This window comes from Kitasatospora sp. GP82 (assembly GCF_029892105.1).
Taxonomy (GTDB): Bacteria; Actinomycetota; Actinomycetes; order Streptomycetales; family Streptomycetaceae; genus Kitasatospora.
In genome coordinates, this window is record NZ_JARZAJ010000060.1 from 1 (window position 1) to 20,626 (window position 20,626).

17 protein-coding genes and 1 pseudogene are annotated in these 20,626 nt (G+C 71.0%); 2 read left to right on the top strand and 16 right to left on the bottom strand.

Features of this window, described 5'->3' with window-relative positions; translation table 11 throughout:
• Positions 1–79 precede the first annotated feature (79 nt).
• The 9 genes from P3T39_RS33970 to P3T39_RS34010 form a co-directional block, all read right to left on the bottom strand.
• Complete coding sequence (locus P3T39_RS33970) at positions 80–1,750, bottom strand: CocE/NonD family hydrolase (RefSeq protein ID WP_280703134.1); 1,671 nt, start codon at positions 1,748–1,750, stop codon at positions 80–82.
• Between the two features lie 202 nt (positions 1,751–1,952).
• Positions 1,953–3,176 (bottom strand): cytochrome P450, encoded by a 1,224-nt coding sequence (locus P3T39_RS33975; RefSeq protein WP_280703135.1) that lies wholly within the window; start codon positions 3,174–3,176, stop codon positions 1,953–1,955.
• A 38-nt stretch (positions 3,177–3,214) separates the two neighbouring features.
• Positions 3,215–4,573: an FAD-dependent oxidoreductase gene (locus P3T39_RS33980; protein ID WP_280703137.1), complete on the bottom strand. Its 1,359-nt coding sequence runs from the start codon at positions 4,571–4,573 to the stop codon at positions 3,215–3,217.
• Positions 4,563–4,772, bottom strand: coding sequence for a ferredoxin (locus tag P3T39_RS33985; protein WP_280703138.1), 210 nt, complete (start codon positions 4,770–4,772; stop codon positions 4,563–4,565). Before P3T39_RS33985 ends, P3T39_RS33980 begins: the two co-directional genes overlap by 11 nt.
• A gap of 118 nt (positions 4,773–4,890) precedes the next feature.
• The gene (locus P3T39_RS33990) at positions 4,891–5,715 is read right to left on the bottom strand and encodes an SDR family NAD(P)-dependent oxidoreductase (RefSeq protein ID WP_280703139.1); all 825 of its coding nucleotides are present in this window, start codon (positions 5,713–5,715) and stop codon (positions 4,891–4,893) included.
• A 357-nt stretch (positions 5,716–6,072) separates the two neighbouring features.
• Positions 6,073–7,686: an FAD-dependent oxidoreductase gene (locus P3T39_RS33995; protein WP_280703140.1), complete on the bottom strand. Its 1,614-nt coding sequence runs from the start codon at positions 7,684–7,686 to the stop codon at positions 6,073–6,075.
• A 150-nt stretch (positions 7,687–7,836) separates the two neighbouring features.
• Positions 7,837–8,556, bottom strand: coding sequence for a hypothetical protein (locus P3T39_RS34000; protein WP_280703141.1), 720 nt, complete (start codon positions 8,554–8,556; stop codon positions 7,837–7,839).
• Positions 8,553–9,701: a tryptophan 7-halogenase gene (locus tag P3T39_RS34005; protein ID WP_280703142.1), complete on the bottom strand. Its 1,149-nt coding sequence runs from the start codon at positions 9,699–9,701 to the stop codon at positions 8,553–8,555. The genes P3T39_RS34000 and P3T39_RS34005 overlap by 4 nt, the downstream gene beginning before the upstream one ends.
• Positions 9,701–11,641 (bottom strand): LodA/GoxA family CTQ-dependent oxidase, encoded by a 1,941-nt coding sequence (locus P3T39_RS34010; protein WP_280703143.1) that lies wholly within the window; start codon positions 11,639–11,641, stop codon positions 9,701–9,703. Before P3T39_RS34010 ends, P3T39_RS34005 begins: the two co-directional genes overlap by 1 nt.
• A 216-nt stretch (positions 11,642–11,857) precedes the next feature.
• Here P3T39_RS34010 and P3T39_RS34015 point away from each other — a divergent pair, with 216 nt between their 5' ends.
• Entirely contained in the window at positions 11,858–12,184 is a 327-nt protein-coding gene (locus tag P3T39_RS34015; protein ID WP_280703144.1) for a hypothetical protein, read from the top strand.
• A 17-nt stretch (positions 12,185–12,201) separates the two neighbouring features.
• Here the strand turns inward: P3T39_RS34015 and P3T39_RS34020 are convergent, their stop codons facing one another.
• From P3T39_RS34020 to P3T39_RS34035, 4 genes and pseudogenes are all read right to left on the bottom strand, one after another.
• Positions 12,202–12,738: a GNAT family N-acetyltransferase gene (locus tag P3T39_RS34020; protein WP_280703145.1), complete on the bottom strand. Its 537-nt coding sequence runs from the start codon at positions 12,736–12,738 to the stop codon at positions 12,202–12,204.
• Positions 12,739–12,818: 80 nt separating this feature from the next.
• Complete coding sequence (locus P3T39_RS34025) at positions 12,819–14,573, bottom strand: sigma-70 family RNA polymerase sigma factor (protein WP_280703147.1); 1,755 nt, start codon at positions 14,571–14,573, stop codon at positions 12,819–12,821.
• 161 nt (positions 14,574–14,734) lie between these two features.
• A complete protein-coding gene (locus P3T39_RS34030; protein ID WP_280703148.1) occupies positions 14,735–15,436 on the bottom strand; it encodes a pyridoxal 5'-phosphate synthase in 702 nt (233 codons plus the stop codon).
• A gap of 167 nt (positions 15,437–15,603) precedes the next feature.
• Positions 15,604–16,038, bottom strand: a pseudogene (locus tag P3T39_RS34035) (alpha/beta hydrolase); the annotation flags it as partial.
• Positions 16,039–16,052: 14 nt separating this feature from the next.
• Here P3T39_RS34035 and P3T39_RS34040 point away from each other — a divergent pair.
• Entirely contained in the window at positions 16,053–16,730 is a 678-nt protein-coding gene (locus P3T39_RS34040; protein WP_280703149.1) for a PQQ-binding-like beta-propeller repeat protein, read from the top strand.
• Positions 16,731–16,754: 24 nt separating this feature from the next.
• Here the strand turns inward: P3T39_RS34040 and P3T39_RS34045 are convergent, their stop codons facing one another.
• The 3 genes from P3T39_RS34045 to P3T39_RS34055 all read right to left on the bottom strand — a co-directional run bounded on the left by P3T39_RS34045 (position 16,755) and on the right by P3T39_RS34055 (position 20,543).
• Positions 16,755–17,213: a 2Fe-2S iron-sulfur cluster-binding protein gene (locus tag P3T39_RS34045; RefSeq protein WP_280703158.1), complete on the bottom strand. Its 459-nt coding sequence runs from the start codon at positions 17,211–17,213 to the stop codon at positions 16,755–16,757.
• A 37-nt stretch (positions 17,214–17,250) separates the two neighbouring features.
• A complete protein-coding gene (locus P3T39_RS34050) occupies positions 17,251–19,419 on the bottom strand; it encodes a molybdopterin cofactor-binding domain-containing protein (RefSeq protein ID WP_280703159.1) in 2,169 nt (722 codons plus the stop codon).
• Between the two features lie 206 nt (positions 19,420–19,625).
• Positions 19,626–20,543: a LysR substrate-binding domain-containing protein gene (locus tag P3T39_RS34055; RefSeq protein WP_280703150.1), complete on the bottom strand. Its 918-nt coding sequence runs from the start codon at positions 20,541–20,543 to the stop codon at positions 19,626–19,628.
• Positions 20,544–20,626 lie beyond the last annotated feature (83 nt).

Sequence of the window (20,626 nt, forward strand, 5' to 3'; positions counted from 1 at the left end):
GCGGTGATGTGACCCGGGCCACTAAAGCCCCTGGCGAGGCGATTTCAGGGGCTTGATGTCGGCGAAAGCCGGAAATCCGTCAGCGCAGGGGCAGAACCAGCTCGGACGGGTCGGCCGGGCTGGAGCTGAACGTCACGCTGCTCCCCGGCGGGGTGAGGCCGCCGTACATCGGATCCTTGGTGTCCAGGACCAGCGCCAGCCGGTGCCCGGCGGGCAGGTCGTACGCGGTGCTGAACAGCGAGACGTCCAGCGGGAAGGCCCGTCCCGGCTCCTTGTCCGACCAGCTCTGCGGGGCGTGCGAGATCAGCTTCCCCACGCCGAGGGCGTTCACGTCGTAGAGGTAGGCGAAGACCGTGCCCTGGGAGGCGGACGCGGTGACCGTCGTGTGCAGTCGCGCGCCGCCGCGGATCTGCTGCTCGGCCGGGTACGGCGCCGACTGCCACACGGCGCCGGCCGACCGGGGCAGCAGCGGGACGACGACGGTCGGCGGCAGGGCGGCGACCTGGTCGAGCGCCCCGGAGAGTTCGGCGACACCGCCGTCCGCACCCGAATCCGTGCCACCGACGACAGAGGTCTGCCAGCCGGTCCCGGCGGTGCCGCCGAGCGCCCCGGTGCCCAGGAGATTCGGGCCGCCGAGCCGCAGGCGGTCCGTCCTGGAGCTGACGGCCTGCCAGCTGGCGTAGCCCTCGTGCGCGCCGGTCGGCCGGACCTCCAGCTGCACCGGCTGTCCCTGATCACCGGTGCCTTCGGTGCCCTTGAGGTGCTGGTCGAGCCAACTCCGTGCGCTCGCCCAGGTCTTGTTGTCAAGCCCCAGCAGGCTCGTCAGCTCCTGAGTGGCGTGGTCTCCGGGGCGCAGCTCCAGCCGCTTGGGGCCGGTCAGTTGCTGGTAGAACGCGGTGATCTGGCTGGGGTTGAAGATGCTGTCGCTCCAGGCGCTGGCCAGGAAGACGGCCGTGCCATGGGCGTTGATCCGATCCACGTAGGTGGCAGGGGACCTGGTCTGCGCCCACTTGACGACCTCCGGAAGGTCGCGGTCGGCGAAGAGGTCGGCCAGTATCCGTGCGAACTCCGGGCTTTTGCGGCCGGTGGGCGCCTGGATGGCGGCCAGCAGGGCGGCGGCCTCCAGGTGTCTGGTCTGCCCGCTGTACAGCGAGTCGGCCAGGTCCCCCCAGCCGCTCAACGCCGCCACCGCCTTGACCCGGGGGTCGAAGGCGGCGCCCATCAGGGTCAGCCCGCCGCCCAGGGAGAGCCCGACCATGCCGATGCGCTGCGGGTCGGCCGGAGTGTGGGCGAGCGCCCAGTCGATGACCGAGGACACATCGGCCACATCGGTCGGCCCCGACACGTCGATCTCACCGCCGGAGAACCAGAATCCGCGCACGGTGTAGGTGACGGCGACGTAGCCGGCGGCGGCGAGCTGCTTGCCCTGGGCGATGTACTCCAGGTCGTTCTGCCCCCAACTGGCCGGCTGTACGACCACGGGGTAGCGGCCCTGCCGGTCGGCGCCGGGCGTGCCCGCGGCGGGGGTGAAGACGTCGGCCTTCAGGACGACGCCGTCCTTCATCGGAATGTCGGCCAGGCGGAACGACGACGCGGCGGCGGCCATGGTCGTGGCGGCGGCCCCGGGCCGCGGGGCTGCTGACGCGGGATCCGCGGTGAGGGCGCCGCCGAGGGCAAGTGCCGTGACAAGCAGGGTGCTTGTCGTCCGGTGTCGGCCGCGGTGTCCGCCGGTGCGGTGGGATCGCGTCATGTGGTGCTCCATCAGAATCAGACCGCGGGTGCCACAGCGGCACCCATCCGGTGCGGTGATCCGGAGCATATGGACATGTCATCGGCCCTGGCGAGACGATGATCAGCCAAACTTACTCATGAGTAACGCGATGTCGGCCACAACCCTCCGCAGCAGGCGGTCGAGAGTCCGGCCGGTCACGCCCGGTACTGCCCGATCGGGCTCAAGTGCCCGTCGTATCGCGCTCGATGGGCAGGTGACGCGGGCCGCGCAGGACGGGGCTGCGCCGGTAAGGGGGCGGGTCCTCGACCAGGCGGGGATTGTCGAGGTGCCGGATGAGCGTCGTCAGGGCGAGTTGCACCTCCAGTCGGGCGAGCGGAGCGCCGAAGCAGCTGTGGACGCCACTGCCGAAGCCGAGGTGCCGGTTGTCCTCTCGGGTCGGGTCGAAGCGGTCGGGGTCGCGGAAGCGCAGTGGGTCGCGGTTGCCGGAGGCGAGCACGAGGATGAGCGGCGCACCCTTGGGGACGGTGGTGCCCAGGACCTCGATGTCGGCCAGCGGCGAGCGCTGCGGCAGCATCTGGACAGGTGGCTCGTAGCGCAGCAGCTCCTCCACCGCCCTGGGCATCAACTCGGGTCGGCGGCGCAGTCGTTCCAGTTCCTCGGGGTGGCGCAGCAGGGTGAGCACTCCGTTGGTGATCAGGTTGACGGTTGTCTCGTGGCCGGCGATGAGCAGCAGCACGGAGGTGGCCATGATTTCCGGCTGGGTGAGTCGTCCGTCGGGGCCTTCGTCGTTGACGAACGCGGAGAGCATGTCGTCGGACGGGTGGCCGCGGCGCTTCTCGGCGAGTTCCCCGAGGTAGCGGCCCATCGTCCGGCGGGACTCCAGCCCTGAGCGCTGGCGCTCCGCGAGGTCCTCCCCGGGGGTGGGGTCGAAGCTGGCGATGATCTCCTGCGTCCAGGCGTGGAACCGGGGCTCGTCCTCGCGTGGTACACCCAGCAGCCGGCAGATCACGGTGACGGGGAGCGGGTAGGCGAAGTCGTCGACGACGTCGATCCGGTCCTTGCCCCGGAGACCGGCGATGAGCTCGTCGGCGATCCGGGCGATCTCGCCGTGCATGGCGTCGATCCGGCCCGGGGTGTGGGGCGGGCCGAAGGGCCGCATCGCAAGGCGGCGGAGCCGGTTGTGTTCGGGATCGTCCATGGCGATGAAGGAGACCGGCAGGTCCTCCTCGCAGGTGGCGGCTGCGTCCGCAGCGGTGCGGTTGCGGCGGTCGGAGCTGATCCGCGGGTCGTGGAGCAGGGCTGCGATCTCGTGGTAGGCGCCGACCAGATAGCTGCCGTCCTGCTGACGCGTGACTCCGCTCTCGCGGAGCTCGGCGTACAGCGGATACGGGTCGGCGCGGTTGGCGTAGTCGGTGATCCGGTGGAACAGGGTGTCAGCAGCCATGCTCGGCGGCTCCTCATCGCTAGCGAGTGACGGTGGCATCAGCGCCGCACCAGGGTCAGGCGCCGGTCCGGCAGATGACCGGTGAGGGCGACGGTCGGACCGTGCGAGAGCACCGCCGGGTCCGGCACGTCGGAGGGGACGGGGGTCATCGGCTCGGGGCGGTCGGTGCCGACCGGCTCGGGCGGAAACGGCGCTGCCGTCTCGATCAGGCGCTGGTAGTACTCCAGTGACTTGGCCTGGTTCACGCTCACCGCCGCGGTGACCCGCCCCCGGTAGCCGTAGACGGCGACCAGCCGGGCCTCCTTCGGCGAGCCCTGGGCGAGGACCACCTGGTCGGAGAAGGTGGGCACGCCGACAGACTTGATGTTGAGTCCGAACTGGCTGGACCAGAACGCCGGCACCGCCAGGTGCGGGCGCCGGAGCGGCCCAGGGCTGACCATGTTGTGGGCCGCCACCTCGGCCTGCTCCACCGCGTTGCCCCAGTGTTCGAGGGAGAGCAACTGGTACTCGAAGAGCGGGTGCGGGAAGCGGGCCACGTCACCGGCGACGAAGACGTCGTCGGTGACGATCCCGTACATGTTGAAGGCGCGGCACCCCGCGTCGCAGGCCAGCCCGCGCGGGCCCGCGGCGAGCCCGGACTCGGCCAGCCACTCGGTGTTGCGGATCGCGCCCAGGGCGACCACGGCGATGTCGGCCTCGATCCGGCTGCCGTCGGAGAGCTCGGCGCCGGTCAGTCGGCCGTTGCCCGTTAGGGCGGTGACCGTCACCCCGCAGCGCAGATCCACTCCGTGCGCGCGCTGCAACTTCGCGGCGAGCGCGCCGAACGACCCGCCGAGTGCGCCGACCAGAGGCGCGGGACCGCGCTCGGCGACCGTGACGTCAAGGCCGCGTTCCCGGCAGGCGGAGGCGATCTCCGAGCCGGTGAACCCGGCCCCGATCACCAGGACCCGTCGCGGTCCGGCATCGAGGCGCTCGGCGATTCGGCCCGCATCCTCGCTGGTGCGCAGGGTGAACACACCGTCCAGGGCAGCCTCGGCGGGGTTCGGCCAGGGCCTGGCACGGGTGCCGGTGGTGATCAGCAGCCGGTCGAAGGGCAGCTGTTCGCCGTTGGCGAGGAGCACCCGTTTCTCGATCGGATCGAGGCCGGTGGCGCGCACACCGAGCTTCCACTGAGCGTCCACCGGACGGCGCAGCGGCAACCCGGTGTCCTCCGCGGGCACCCGTCCGAGCAGGACCTGCTTCGACAACGGCGGCCTGTCGTACGGAGGACGGGGATCCTCTCCGACCAGGGTCAGTGAGCCGGCGAAGCCCTTCTCGCGCAGTGTCTCGGCAGCGCGCAGCCCGGCCAGCGAGGCGCCGACGATGACGATCCGTCCGTCGCGCAGGTCACCGGACATCGGCGCCCGCCTCCTCGCCGACGAGAATGGCCTGTACCGGACACGCCGCCGCGGCTCGCCGGACCCGTTCGAGCTGGTCCTCCGGAGGCACCGGCAGGTACATCAGGGCTTCCTCGCCGTGCATCTCGAACACCTGCGGCGCCAGGAACGCGCACTGCGCGTACCCCTGACAGCGATTGAGGTCGACGACGATGTTCATCCAGAGTCACTCCGTCCCATGGCGACACCCGTTGCGTCCGTCCTACTACGGATCAGGTGTCGGTGCGGGTGGTGCTGCACCAACGGAGGGTTCACCCAGGGTCACCGGGAGCCGGTGGTCAGGCTTCCTGTGCCGTCGGGCGCACCATGATCTCGTTGATCGCGGCGTGCGGGGGCTGGGTGACCATGAAGGTGATGGAGCGGGCGATGTCCTCGGCGCGAAGCCAGGCCTCCTGCGGCACGCCGAGGAAGGAAGCGGCCCCGACGCCGGCTGCCATGTCCGTCATGGTCACACCCGGCTCGATCAGCCCGACCCGGACACCTCGCCCGGTCACCTCCTGGCGCAGGGCCTCGCTGAACGCGCCGACCGCGTGCTTGGTGGCCGAGTAGACGCCGCCGTTCTTCCGCACCACCCGGCCCGCGACCGAGCTGACGGTCACGAGATCGGCGACCCCGCGCGGGCCGTCCGCCGCCGCGCGCAGCAGGTGCGGCAGCGCCGCCTGCGATGTGTGCAGGACGGCCTTGAGATTGAGGTCGACCATCCGCTCCCAGTCCTTTGGGTCGCTCTCCTCGACGGTGTGCAGCGCTGCGTAACCGGCGTTGTTCACCAGCACGTCCAGCCGTCCGAAGTGGTCTGCGGCGTCCCTGACGGCCTGACGCGCCTGCGCCGCGTCGCGGAGGTCGGCGGTGAGGGCGACGGACGAGCCGCCCTGGTCCCGGATCGCCCCGGCCAGTTGCTCCAGTCGCTCGGTGCGGCGCGCGACCAGGGCGACGGAGGCGCTCTGCCGGGCCAGCGCCAGGGCGGTGGCCGCCCCGATGCCGCTGGACGCGCCCGTCACCAGCACCGCACACCCCGACAACGGCGCACCGCCGGCATCGGTGGCGTCCGTGCTCGTCGCCGACTCGGCCCTGGTGTTCCCGCTGTCCGGGTCCCTCGCACTCATGATCGCCCTTCGCAGTTCGTCCGGTTGAAGCGGCTCGACGGTGGTGCCCGCTCTCAGCAGCTTGCACCACGCAGCCCGGGACCGCCTGCTCCGTACGAGGAGCACGGCCGCCGCCGCGAGCAGGACCACCGCCGCAGCAGGAGCACGCGGCCTCGGCCGTCGAAGACCTGGAGCTCGCGGACGACGTCCGTTGAACTTGGGGCCCAGGTACCCGGCGTCGCAACCGCCCGTCCCCGTAGAACGAGTAGCTGACGCTGCCGAGCGCAACATCGCGGCCTTCGGCTGATCCGTCCGGAGGCGAGTCGGGGATGGCGCGCAAGGCGTGCCATCCCCGACGGGAGTGTCCAGCCGCCTGGCTCAGCTCGATCCCTGGGTGAGGGCGACCGAGTCCGGGACCTGGACGACCTCGGGAGCGGCCAGCGGGACGATCCCGAGCATCTGCCCGATCACATAGTGGGCCGACATCATGGCGCCCTCCTGCCAGCCGGGGAGGGGAGACGCCTGATCGCCCATCACGTAGAAGCGGTCACCGCCCTCGGGCTGGAGCAGTTGCTTGTACGCCACCATGTGGTGGGCGTTCCGCGGGTCCCAGGCGGCCCAGCCGCCGAGCTGGTGGGGGACCTTGTGCCAGGCGATGGAGACGCCCTTGGCGGAGGGGACGATGTCCTCGTCCTTGAACTGGTGGTGCAGCCCGATGGCGCCCTTGCGCGCGTCCTTGAGGCGCTCCTTGGGCTTCAGGTTGCCGAGTTTGACGGCTTCGTCGTCGAAGTTGTAAGCGCCCGTCAGGGTTCCCTTCTCCGAGAAGTAGTCGTTGGACGGGTACCACATCTGCGTGATGTTGTGGTCGGTCCAGCTGATGCCGCCGTAGATCATGTCCGGGTAGTACTCCCAGAACCGCTCGTTGGCCTGCCAGCCCACCTTGCAGGTGTTCGCGAAGCCCACGGTCCGGATCGCCTCGTTGAACTCCCGCGAGAAGTTGAGCAGGTCGATGTCCAGGAGCACCGGCAGTGGGATGCTGCTGACGCAGTAGTCCGCGACCTCGCTGCACCCCTTGCCGTCAAGCGTGTAATCGACCGCGACACCTCCCTTCTCGGGGAGCGTGATCGCCGTGACCTGGGCGTTGAGCTTGATGATCTCGCCGAACTTCTCCTCGATCTCCTCCGCGAACGCGTCGACGATCTTGTCCATGCCGCCGACCGGCTGGAACATCGTGGCCTGCCACAGGTAGTCGGCCGGCTGGTAGAAGTGCTGCTTCCAGAACTCGGACTCCACCAGCTCCTGGAAGCCGAGCGGCGGTGCGGGCTTCGGGAAGTCGTGGACGTCGAGATCCTCCGAGTACCCGGACCGGGTGGAACCGTGGTAGTCGCCGTTCTCGTCCAACGGGCCGAAGACTCGCAGCAGGTCGAGCAACTGCCCGGTGAACGCGTCCTTTTCGACCAGGGTCTCGGCGAGGAGCGCCGCGAGGTGGCCGCGGGTGTCGTTGGCGACCCGGCGGTTGCGCCACCGCGTCGACCTGCCGTTGGACAGACGGACCAGGTTGGCCGTCGTCTCCATGATGTACGGCTCCAGGTCCACCTCGAAGTCGCGGCAGTACTTCAGCACCCGGCGGTGGTGGTACGGGATACGGCCCGGGCCGAGGTTGAGGTACAGGTCGTCGTCGAAGGCGCACCTGTGCGTCTCGACCGGCTCCCCGGTCGGGCCGATCTCGTAGAGCCTGTCCCCGTTGCGGGCGGTGCGGTTGCGACCGCCGACCCGCTTCTGCGCTTCGAGGACCGTACAGCGGTAGCCGAGGCTGCTCAGTTCGTAGGCCGCCGTCAGGCCGGCGATGCCGGCGCCCAGGACAAGTACTGACGCGCCCTCTCGTGGGGCCGGGGGCAGGTCGAAGGACCCGGTCCAACCGGTCGCCTCCGGCCCCGCGTTGCCAGCCATGGCCTCCCGCAGCGCCTGTGCGGCGGCGCTGATGCCCGTCACGGGTGCCTCCTGTTGTTCTGTCTCCTGTTGTTCGCAGAATTCATCTCAGCCTCTCCTGCGGGTGGGTGATTCGTGTCTCGCCAACTGTTGGGCCGGTCGCGGAACGTGTGCGAACCGGCCCTTCGCGCCATCACCGAAGGGGCGCCGGCTTCAGGCGTTGAGGGTGGTGGCGTTCCACCAGCGTTCGTCGCGGAGGGCGAGCGTGATCGGCACAGGCTTGGCCGAGCCGCGATGGAGCAGGGCGTCGTAGGAGCGGCCGGGCAGCGGCCTGGTGGTCCAGGGCTGGCCGCCGTGGCCGTTGTCGGGGACGGCGGGGATGGTCACCTCGACGGCGTTCGCCAGGTCTTCCCGGGTGACACCGTCGGGCACTCGCTGAAGGGTGATGATCTGTTCGAAGTGCGGGCGCTTGACCAGGCGGTGCGCGATATGGGCCTCGTCGCCCTGGCCGTAGATCAGATAGGTGAGGTGTGCGGGGAAGTCCTCCTCACTGAACCGGCGGAAGTTCAGGACCTTTTCGATCCGTGCGGTGAAACCGCCCGAGATCGGCTCCCAGATCCGGTCCTCGCCGTTTCCTGTCTGGGTGACCCGGTCGAGCCGGGCCGGGTACTCGGTGACCGATCCGTCACCGATCGGCGGCAGCACCATGTCCTCGGTGTTGCGCACCGCGTGGAAGCTGTTGGGGTGCTCCGCCTGGTCCTTGAGGTAGGTGTCGATGATGTCGGTGGGCAGGTCGTACTTCACCACGACCTGGTAGCGGTGCTCGGCCATGCCGAACATGGCCAGGTGGTAGCCGTGCACGGCCTCCCGGCCGGCCAGGATGAAGGAGTGGACCGAGGGGTCCTCGTGGTCGTGGTCGTGACGGGTGGTCATACGGATTCCTTTCGGGTGATGTGCGGGAGCAAGGTGTGTCGGCGCTGCCAGAAGGGCCGGTCGGCCCAGCGACGCTCCAGGGCGTACACCGCGTGGTGGTTGCGCCGGTACGCCGCGAGCAGCGCGGCGACGTTGCTGCGGTAGGAGGCGAGGGCGCCGTCGTCGCCGTTGAGGTGGGCATGGACGGCCGAGGCTCCGGCCATCCCGGTGTAGAGGGCGGTGAGGATGCCCTGGGAGGAGATCGGGTCGAAGGCCGTGGCAGCGTCTCCCACGGCGATCCAGCCCGCGCCCGTGGGGGTGTCGAGGTGGGAGGAGTGGGCGGGTGCCCGTCTGGGCACCGCGTCGGCGGGCAACGGATGGGCGTCCGCCCGGTCGGTGATGTACCTGGTCTGCCGGAGCAGTTGCCACAGACCCGAGCGGCTGAGCAGTGCGGGTGAGGCGAGGTCGGCGTCGGTGAAGTACGCCACCAGACGCCGACCGCTTGGCAGGAGTGCGGTGTACCACCAGCCGTCTGCGGTGGACTCGACGAGCGAGGAGGTGTCGGCCGCTCGGACGGCGGGGGCGGGTGCCAGCTCCAGGCAGGTGGCGAGCAGCCGGTCGGTGCGGCGGCGGCCGGCCCCGCCGGGGGAGGCGATCGCCCGGCTGCGGCCGCTGGCATCCACCAGCCAGTCGCACCGAACCACCCGTTCCGAGCCCCGCCCGCGCAGCGCGAGTACCCACCTGCCGTCCGAGTGCCGCTCCTTCGGGCGGACCGCGGTGCCCTCCGCCAGCTGGACGCCCGCTGTGCGGGCCGCCTCGCGCAGGCACTGGTCGAACCGTCGGCGGTCGAGGTGCCAGCCCGGCCCGTTGGGGTCGCGGATGAAGTCCACACAGCCCAGCGCGGTCGATCCCCAGGACGAGAGGTTGGAGTAGCAGGTCGTGTGGCCGGTCGCGACGGGCCGTTCACCCGCACCGAGGTCGTGCAGCAGGACCCGGGCTGCGGACGGCAGCGCCTCCCCGATCTTGGCAGGCCCCGTCCCTGCGTTCGCGAGCAGGACTCGCCGGCCCGCTCGGGCGAGGGTCAGTGCGGCGGCGGCACCGGCCGGACCGCCACCCGCGACCACCACGTCGTAGCTCTCGGCGCCCGGGACGGCGCGGTCCGGCATCAGACGTTGTCGCGGAAGGGTGCGACCTTGTCGATGAAGCCGGCCGTCACCTCTTCGGCGGTGTAGCCGCTGACCGCGATGGCCTGGTTGATGGCGACCGATGCGATGGCCGGGTCGGCCGCCTGAGGCACGTGCAGGGTCACCAGGTTCTGGGTGAGAGGAATGCCCGTCAGATCGATGGACGGCGTCGACTCCACCTGGATCCGATCGGGGAAGTCCGGGGCCCCGTCGCGCACTTCGACGATGCCGAGCCGGTACCAGTCGTCGATCATCTGGTTGAGCTGGTCGGTGTTCTGCCCGCGGAGTCCGCGCAGCCACACGGCCCGCCGCTCGAAGGCCTCGATGCGCTCGGTCAGTGGCCTTCTCTCGTTCGTGACCACCCGGTAGTCCTCCTCGGTGAGCACGTGGTTGGGCACGCGGGCCGGCCAGAAGCTGGGCAGATACGGGTCGTGGCGCGGGCTCAGGGCCAGCTCGTAGCCGGAGCGGCAGCTGGCGGTGTCGGTCTGCCACGGCACGGCCATCCACCGGCTGAGGTCGCCCGGCGCCTGGGCGTACAGCGGGCCGTTCACCGACAGCGCCGTCTCGGGGGTGAGCACCGTTCCGTACGAGGGCTCGGGCTGCTCGGGAGAGCGGTGGCGGATCCGGAACGGAGCCATGTACATGGAGGGATGCCGGATCGGCCAGGTGACCTCGCAGCCGGGGTGGAAGGCATCGGCGAGGCAGAAGTCCAGCGCGGCGCGGTCCAGTGCGGCGGGCTGCTCGCCCAGGGGGACACTGTCGAGGTCGGGCGCCGGCCCGATGGCTCCGGCCGTGGCCCAGTCGTCCTCGAACTCCCCGTCGGCCCAGTACTGGAACATCCGGTACTGGGTCGGGGAGAACGCCATGTGCTGAAGTGGCGTACGCGGCGGAACGGCCATCCCGTCCCCGTACAGCCAGGGCCAGGGGACGGGCGAGCCGCCGTCGCGCTCGAAGTTCCGCAGTGCGTTGAACACCTGACGGCGCAGCGCCCGGCGGGCGGGGGCGTTGTTGCTGAGGCGCTCAAGCATCTCCGGGGTGGTGAAATGGCCCAGGCCGTTGTGCCCGAAGTACCCGGCGAAGCCCTGGTTGACCCACTGGTGGTCGCAGAAGCGCCGCAGCACCGGTGCGATGTGGTGGGTGAAGGAGACCTTCGCCGGGAAGGGCAGCGATCCGGTGGTGACGAACACGTCGTACAGGAGGTCGTAGAGGGTACGGATGCCCTTCAGCGCCGGCGCGTAGTTCGGCGGGCCGACGAGCACCCATGCGGGATCGACCGGCACTTCGCGGTCCCCGAGGGTGACGGTTGCCGTGACTGGGCCGTCGCCGGTGTCGTCGTGCCAGCCCTCGTTGTTGGCGTATGTGGTCACCGGCTTGCCGTTGTAGGAGGCCGACTGGCCGAAGCCGCCGAACACCAGAAGGCGGCCGTCCTCGTCGGTACGCAGCTCGCCGAGGTAGACCTCCTTCCCCATGAAAGTGCCGTTGCGGAAATGGAAATCCGGGCCGGAGATGTTCCTGCCGGTGATGCTGATCGGGCCCGGATCAATGATCAGGTCCTTCCGGAGATCCCCGGTGATCTCCTTGTTGCGCAGCTCGGCCGGTTTGGCGAGTGCGGCATCCGGAATGTCCAGTGCGAGCTGGAACTGGTACCACGCGGACTTCTTGTTCGCCAGGTGCGCCGTCCACCGGATGTCGGCATTGTCGGGCGTGAGTTCGGCGACGACCTGGCCCTGCGCGTTGTATCCGTAGACCCGGAAGCGCGCCACCTCGCGCTTGACGGCCCCGGCTGCGTCCTTGTGGAAACCCGGCTCCTTCGGCTGGGGGTCGGGCACTTCGGGGGCGGTGAAATATTCCTCCAGCGAGTTTCCGACCCGCGCGATTCCGATGGCGGGATGGATCGCGGCACGCACGATTTCGTCGAGCATCTGGATGCTGCCTCCGACATTTGGGGGTTGGACCCGATGGGAAGAAGGTTCGTCGGCGGAAGACTATTGCTCGTAGATCCAGCTAAACGCTACGGACACGAGTAATCACTCGAAGGAGTGGTATGCGGAAATCTCCCGGGTGTAGCAGGCGGGCAGTCGACGGAGGGGGCTGCCGGGGGGTGTGAGGGGCGAGGTGGGGTGAGGTGGGGTGAGGGTTTGCTGGCCGAGACGATCCGCGGCTGGCTGGTGCCGGTCTTCGCGGACCAGCAGTCGGCGGACCCTGCGGAAGCCCGGGCGGTGTTCCTCCAGCAGCTGCTCGAGCGGCTCTCCAACGCCTACGCCGCCCGGGCGGTGCTCAAGGTGCGGGCCCAGGTCTCGGCAGACGTCTGGGCCTCGGCCGTGACACGGTGGTTCGACCGGATCAAGCCCCAGGACGGCGGCGATCTGACTCTCGATCTGACCGTCATGTCCAACCTCACCCGCCACCCGATGCCGCTGCTGCGCCTGCGCGGGCTCTACCTGCCGATCACCCAGGTCGGCTAGGACCTGTTCCGGTGCCGTCAGCGGGAGAGCTGCCACACCACCTCGACACCCGCCTCGCCGGAGGCGGCGGGGCCCTCCGGCTTCGGGTGGCGCTCGCGCTCGATGAAGCCCAGACGCTGGGCGACGGCGGCGCTGGCGGTGTTCGCGACGTCGGTGTGGATCTCCACCCGCTCCACGTCGGGCAGTGCGAAAGCCGCGCCGACCAGGGCGGCGGCGGCCATCGTGACCAGGCCGCGCCCTGTCCAGGCGGGGTGGATCCAGTAACCGATCTCCACCCCGCCGGGGCCGACCCGGCGCATCAGGGCGCAGCTGCCGACGACCTCACCGCCCGCCGTGATCGCGTAGTTGTACGCATCGCCGTCCGCCCACTCCTGCTCGCTGCGGCTGGTGTAACCGACCGCCGAATCGAAGTCGTGCCCGGCTGCCCAGGGCATCCACGGCAGCAGATGAGCCATCGACTCGGTGACCAGACGGTCCATGGTCTCGGCGTCGTCGGCGCGCCAACGGCGCAGTACAACCTGGTCATGACTGATGATCTCGGCGGGCTGTTCCATAAGCGAGATCCTGCGCGGTTGTCGGATGATCGACAAGCCCATTTGTCGAGAAGCCGGGATCGCCGCTGCCGTGGAGCGGATCAGCTCGGGGCGCCGAAGTCCTGTGTCCACCAAGGGCCGCCGCTGCCCTGGTGGACGCCGACGCCGAGTTCGGTGAAAGCGCAGTTGAGGATGTTCGCGCGGTGGCCGGGGCTGTGCATCCAGGTGTCCATGACGGCGGCCGCGTCGCTCTGGCCGCGCGCGATGTTCTCTCCCCAGGTGCTCCAGCGGTAACCGGCGGCCTCGATCCGGGCCTGCGGACCGGCACCGTCCGGGTTGGTGTGGTCGAAGAAGTTACGGGCCGCCATGTCGTCCGACTGCCCCTGTGCGGCGGCCCGCAGCTTGGCATTGTCCCGGACCGGGGCACAACCCGCTGTTGCGCGTTCGGTGTTGACCAGGTCGATGACCTGCTGCGATATCGAGGTCGGTGCCGGCGCCGACCGGGCCGTGGTGCTGGAGCGGCTCGCACTCGGGCTGGCCGGGCGCGGGGTGGCCGTCCGGGTCGGCGAGGGGGCGGCGGTGCTGGCGGCGGGCGACGGCGTCGCCGAAGCCGTGGGGGAAGGTGCCGACGAGGCGGAGGCGGAGGCCGACGGATCGGCCGTGGACGGGAGCGCGGGGGCGATCACGGGCGTGGTGAGGGCCGACGCGGGAGCAGCGAGGGCATCGGCCTGGGGCGTCGGTGCGGCGGGCTGCTGCTCCTGCTCGGCGGCGACCACGCCGATCGCGGCGACGGTGACGGCCGCCGTGCCGAGTGCGGTCAGCAGGAGGCGGCGCCGCTTCGGCTGTACCCGGTGGCGGCGCCCGGCGTGCTGCCCGGCCCGGTGGCTGACGGGGGTGGCGGGTCGCTCGGCCGTGGTGATGGGCGAACCGGCCGACTGCGCAGGGGCCGACCAGTCGGCGGCAGGCCGGCCGGCGGAGGGGTGGCCGGCGGCGGGGTGGCCGGCGGAGAACCGGGCCGAGAAGGCGGCCGGGAGGGCGGGGTGGCCGTGGGGGACCGGGACCAGGGCGAGACCCGCGAGCAGGCCCTCGGCCGGGACCAGGCCGTCCTGGTGCTGTGCGCACAGCATGCAGTCCCGGGCGTGCCTGGCGATCCGCTTGCGCCACAGGGCCGCCGGTGCACCGTCCCAGGACGCGGTCACCTCGGCGAGCTGCGGGCAGCCCGGCGTGGTGGTCAGAGCCCGGACGACGACCCGGGCTGTCTCCAGCTGGGTCTTCATCCGCTGTACCCGTACGGCCGTGTGCTGGGGCGACAGTCCCAGGGCGCCCGCCAGTTCGGCGCGGCTGAGCTCACCGGCGGCCTCCTGCCACCACAGGGCGAGCAGCTCGCGGTCGTCGTCGTCCAGCCAGCGGGTCGCCTCCGCGACCTCACGGCGCTGGCCGGAGAGACCGAGCCGGACGATGGTCAGGTTCACGAAGTCCGCACCGGGGTCGGCCGGTTCGCCACCGCCGGGGCTGTGCGCACCGACGCCGTACGTCCCCGAACCGTACCCGCCGACGCCGGGCACGGTGGTGTGCGCCTGCTGCGTCTGGGCGGCCTGGTGGCGGTGGCGGATCTGGTTCATCGCTATCGCGACCAGCCACGAGCGGAAGCTGGCCGGTTCGCGCAGCGAGGGCAGACCGTCCACGGCCCTGAGCATGGTCTCCTGAACGACGTCGTCGGTGTCAGGGTGCCCGGAGAGCGCCCGGCCCACGATGTTGTACACCAACGGGAGGTGGCTGCCGATCAGTTCGTCCGTGGCGTGCCGGTCACCGGCCTGCGCCTGCACCACTGTTGCCGCGCCGCAGTCCCTGTCCATCGTGTGGTTCACCTTCTCCGTCGGCCTGTCCGTTCTGCCCTGTCGTAGTAGGAGACCCGATGGTCGGCGTCCGATAACAGAAATCCGGCACGCCGTCGGAGGTGACCGTGGTCACACAGCCTCTTCTCCCGGCCCCCTGGCCGCAGCGCGGTGGACTCGGCTCAGGGCCAGAGCAGTGTCCGGGACCAGGCGCTCGGGGCGGCCCCCACCTCGTTGCGGGTGTAGTGGACCCGGACGTGGCGCCGGGAGGCGTCGCCCTGCCAGAACTCGACCTCCCGGGCCCGCAGGGTGTAGACGGTGTGGCCCGGCGCGACGAGCTTCGGGTCGGCCTCCAGACGCTGCCGGGCCTCCCGTGCGGCGCTGTCGTACGCGTCGAGGGAGCTGAGCGGTTCGCTCTGGTGGCCGACGAGGCTTGCGGCCCGAGACCAGGGCGAGCGGTCGAGGAAGTCGACCGCCGAGTCCTCCGCCGACGCCGCTTCGACCACACCGCGTACCCGGACCTGCTGGCCGAGTAGCGGCCAGTACACCGAGATCGCCGCCCCGGGCCGCGCGGCCAGCTGCCGTCCCTTCGCGCTGTCGGCGTCGGCCGCGAACACCCAGCCCGCGCCCGGCACATCGAGACCTCGCAGGACCAGCACCCGGGCGTCCGGGCAGCCATCGGTGTCCACCGTGGAGAGGGTGACGACCTGTGGATCGAGGACCCCCGCGTGGAACGCGCCGGTCAGCCACTCGCCGAACAGTTCGGCAGGGTTGGCGGGCAGCCGGTCGGTCGCGAAGCCGGGGAGCTCGCGAGCCATCGGCGGGCGCTCCAGCAACAGCTCTGCCAGCGTGCCGTGCTCCTCGGCCCTCGCGTGCTCCGTCACCCTGACTCCCGTTCAGCAGCTTTCCGGGCCGGTGCCCGGCCGGTACCCGGCGGTGCGGGGCCGGCCCGCCGGCCGGTCCCAGGTCTGTACCAGGTCTGCACCAGGTCTGTGTCACCCTACCCACCCGGTCGGGCACCCGGGACGGCCGGTCCGGCACCGATGTCCCGTCAGCCGGCGACGGAACCGGCGTCAGGCCCCGCGTCAGGCCCGGCGCCGGGCCCGGGGGCGGCGTCGGTGAGCAGGCGGGTGAGCAGTTCGCGGCCCTGGGGCCAGGCACCCAGCCCGGAGTCGGAGTTGATGTGCCCGTACGCGCCGAGGTCGACGAACGCCGAATCCCAGCCGTCGGCGAACCGGCGGGCGCGGTCGGCCGAGCACCACGGATCGTCGCTGCTGGACACCAGCAGGCTCGGGAAGGGCAGTGGCCGCAGCGGGATCGGCCGGAAGGTGACCAGCTCCGGCACCTCGGCGGTCTCGATGTCCGCCGGGGCGACGAGCAGCGCGGCGTGGACCGTACGGGTGCGGGCTGCAGCCCAGTGGGCGACGGTGACGCAGCCGAGGCTGTGGGCGACCAGCACGATGGGACCCGGCCGGTCGGCCACGGCCCTTCTACGGCGGGATGTGGCGCGCGCAGCCGGACCGGAAGTCCAGCGTCTTCGCCGTCGCGGTGGAGAGCCGCCGACTGCTCTGGGCCCGCCCGGACGCGAACGGGCTCCGGGGTCTGACCCCGGCCCCCGGCCATCGCCTGCTGGCCAGCAGCGCCGCTGGTGAAATGGTCTCGCTGGACGCCGCCGACGGCTCGCGGCAGTGGTCCGTCCCGGTGGGAGAACTGTCTGCCATACGTGGCACGGACGACCGGCATGTCTACCTGGCGACCGGCGCAGGCGGTGTGAACGTGCTCCGGCTCGCGGACGGCGGCACGGAGTGGACGCTCACCCCGGAGCAGGGGGACACCTGGCGCTGCCTCTGGGTGGTGGCCGCCGACGACAACGTCCTGATCCTGCGCGACAAGGGTGAACTGACCTGCAACGCGACGCGCAGCGGCGAGCAGAGATGGTCGGCCGCGCTGCCGTTCCGCCTCGACCTGCGCTGCCGGCCGGTCCTGGTGCGTGACACCCTCTATGTCCCGGGAGGGGCCAGTGAGGGCGTCTGCGCGGTGGACATCCGGACCGGTCGGCTTCGTTGGACCTTCCGCGACTCCAGCCCCGGCGTCCAGGTGTGGACGCTCAGCACCGACGGCGAGCGCCTGTTCGCCGGCCACGACACCCAGCTGAACGCTCTGCCCCTGGCGGACTGAGAGGCCGGCTCTCCCGGCATACCGTCAATTCCGCCCTGCCGCCGCCTGCTTGATGGCCTCGCGGATGCGGAAGTAGGTGCCGCAGCGGCAGACGTTCTCGATCCGGTCGATGTCGGCGTCCGTCGGGTTCGGGGTGCGGCGCAGCAGGGCGACGGCGGTCATGATCTGACCGGGCTGGCAGAAGCCGCACTGGGCCACGTCGTTGTCCAGCCAGGCCTGCTGGACGGGGTGGAGCCGGTCGCCGTCCGCCAGGCCCTCGATGGTGGTGACCTGGCGGCCGGCGCAGTCCTGGACGGCCACCATGCAGGGCTGGATCTCCGCGCCGTCCAGGTGGCTGGTGCAGGCGCGGCAGACGCCCACCCCGCAGCCGTACTTGGGGCCGGTGACGCCGAGCTTGTCGCGCAGTACCCACAGCAGTGGCATGTCGGCCGGTGCATCGACGGTGACGGACTGGCCGTTGAGGACGAACTGGTAGCTGGGCAAGGCTGGTTGACCATCCATCGAGGTAGTGGAAGCAGAGTCAGAAGTTGATCGGGAAGCTGCGCGGCGACGTCCCGGTCGCGCGGGCGTAGGCGTTGGCGACGGCCGCCGCTGCGGCCGGGACGCCGAGCTCGCCCGCGCCGCCCGGTGAACCGCTCGGCGGCATCAGGTGCACCTCGAACTCGGGCGGGCTGTGCCGCTGGCGGGCGTACTTGAAGTCGGCGTAGCTGCCCTCCCGGACCGCCCCCTTGTCTATGTGCAGACCGGCCTGGAGGGTGACGGAGATGCCGTCCATCAGGGCGCCCATCAGCTGGGCCTCCAGGCCGCGCGGGTTGACGGCTCGGCCGACGTCGGCCACGGCGACGGCCCTGGTGACCCTGGGGTCGGCACGGTCGGTGGCGTCCAGCTCGACCAGGTAGGCGACGCTGGAGCGGTGCTCGGCGTGGAAGGCGATGCCCTGGGCATGTCCGGCGGGCAGGTCGCGGCCCCAACCACCGGCCTGGGCCAGCTTGTCGAGGACGGCCCGTCCGGTGGCATCCGGCAGCCGGTTGCGGCGGAAGAGCACCGGATCCTGGCCGAGCGTGCGGGCCAGCTCGTCCACCATGATCTCGTCGGCCACCCTGACCAGGCCCGAGTAGACCGAGCGCCAGCTGCCGGTGTGCATCTGCAGTGGTACCTCGGCGAGCAGTTGGGTGCTCACACCGAGTTCGTAGGGGAGTTTCTCGGTGAGCAGGAAGAACGCCTGGGAGAGGGTGATCCCGGCAACCGACAGGTCGAAGGCGGCGGCGGTGAGCGCCTCGCCGAGGCCGTGCCGGAAGTCGGTCTGCACGGTGGCCACCCGGTGCTCGTAGGTGAGTACCTGGCCGAGTGCGTGGGTGGCCCGGATCCGGTGGTGGCTGGCCGGGCGCATCCGGCCGTGCCGGACGTCGTCGTTCCTGGTCCACATCAGCTTGACCGGACGCCCGGCGGCCCTGGAGATCTGTGCGGCCTCAAGGCCGGCGTCGTGGAACAGCCGCCGCCCGAACGAGCCGCCGCCGCGCACCACATGCAGCGTCACGGCGGAGAGCGGCAGGCCGAGCTCGGCGGCAATGGCCTGCTGGGCGACGATCGGCGCCTGCGCCCCGAACCACAGCTCGGCCCGGTCCGCGCGGACGTCCGCGACGGCGGTGAGCACCTCCATCGGTGCATGGCTGACGAAGGCGAAGTCGAACTCGGCGTCCACATGCCGGGTGAGCAACGGGGGTATGAGGAAAGGAGGTTGGGCGGCACGCAGCTTGCCGCGGATGTCTTCGTCGGAGAGTGCGGCCAGCGGTCCCGGCTGCCAGGTGACCTGGACTGCCGCCTTGGCCTTCATCGCCTGGTCGAAGGTCTCGGCCAGGACGGCGATACCGGTGGGTATCCGGACCACGCCGAGCACACCCGGCATGGCGAGCGCCGCGGTGGCATCGTAGGAGCGGACGGTGCCGTTGATGGTCGGCGGACGGGAGACCACGGTCGGCACGGCGCCTGGTATGTCCAGATCACCCGTGTACTTGGCCTTGCCGGTGACGATGTCCCGGGCGTCTATTCGCCCGGTGCCCTGTCCGACCAGCCTCTGCTGGGCAGGCGGTTTCGGGGTGCCGGGCACGGCGGGGACGAGTACGGCGGCCGCCTCGACGGCGAGCGAGGCGTAGGAGGCGCTGCGGCCGTCGGGTGCCAGGACGGCGCTGTCCTGGGTGCGCAGCGAGCCGGCCGGCAGGGACCAGCGGCGGGCGGCGGCCGTCACCAGGCGGGCGCGCGCGGCGGCGGCCGCGGCCCGGACCGGGTCGTAGAGCGAGCGCACCGAGTTGGAGGCACCGGTCAGTTGGTTGAAGACCAGCTCGGGCCGGGCCGGGGCGAGGGGGACGTCCACATCGCCGAGCCGTGCGTCGAGTTCGTCGGCCACCAGCACGGCCATCGCGGTGGTCAGGCCCTGGCCGACCTCGAGCCGGGGGAGCTGCAGGACGATCCGGCCCGCCGCGGTGACCTCCAGTACCAGTAGGTGGGAGGTCGGCAGTCCGGCCAGGATCAGGGCGTCGCCCAGGTCGAGGAGGTCGGGTATGCCGGGCAGCGCCTCGGCGGGCTCGGCGTCGGCCGCCAGCTGGGTGCCGACCGCGAGGGCGGGTGCGGCGACCAGGTAGGTGAGGAATCGCCTGCGGCTGACGGACCGTGGAGTGGTGGGCGCGCTGATGGAAGGTCCCTTCCCGGGCTGCGGCCGGGCACTGCCCGGGAGGACGAAGCGGATCGAAGCATAAGGAGCATGAGTTGTCAGGTCAAAAACAACCCGTCAGGTCCTCCCGGTACGATCGAGCGCGGTCCTGCACCGGGCCCCGTGAGCCGGTCTCGCTGACGGCGAACGGCAGCTGACGGAGCCTCATCCGCTGTCCGGGCTGTCGTTCAGCCCTTCTCCTGCGCGGCTCTGATCTGCTCTGCCTCCACCCGGAGTTCGGCGAGCAGTCGACCGGCACTGCCGGCCGTGGTGGTCCTGAGCATCGCGACGCCGATCTGCCGCGCCAGGGCGGGGCCGTCGACCGGGCGGATCGCGATGTCCTCGCGGGGGTTTCCCAGCCCGAGGCGCGGGACGAGCGCCACACCGATTCCTGCGGCGACAAAGCCCTGGAGCACGCCGTAGTCGTCGGTACGCATCACATGGACCGGTTCGAATCCCTCCTGGGAGCAGGCCCAGGTGAGCAGCCGGTCGCAGGGATCCCAGTCGGTGGTCCCCATGATCCAGCCGTCCTCCCGGAGGGCGGTGAGCGGGACGCGTTCGAGCCGGGCCTGCGGATGGTCGGCGGGAAGGACGAGCAGCAGCGGATCCTCGAGCAGCGGGTGGAGGGTGAACTCCTCCTCCAGGTCGAGGCGGTCGCCGGGCTGGGAGAAGACCAGGGCCAGGTGCAGGTCCCGCGAGCGGAGCCCGGCGAGGAGGGTGGGCAGCTCGCCCTCCCGGAGGGAGATGTGAACCCCGCGCTGGTGCAGCCGCCGGACGGCGGGCGGGAGCAGCAGAGCCCCGGCGGTGGGGAAGGTGCCGACGCGCAGCGAGACGGTGCCGCGTGTGACCATGCCGCGCACCTCCTGCTCGGCGAGGCGAACGCGCTCCAACACCGCCTCGGCGTGGGGGAGCAGCGACTCCCCGATCTCGGTGAGGCTGGCTCCGCGCGGACCGCGGTGGAACAGCGGAGCGCCGAAGTGGGACTCCAGTGTGGCGAGATGGTGGGTGATGGTGGGCTGCGTGTAGCGAAGCGCACGCGCGGCACCGGCGAGGGATCCCTCGCGGGCGATGGCGCGCAGGACCTGGAGGTGGCGCAGCTCAAGCATGTGCGAATCCAGTGGGGGAGGGCCTCGGACGGTCCGGGAGCTATAGATTATCTCTGGAGGGATCCAGAGAAACAGGGAATTCC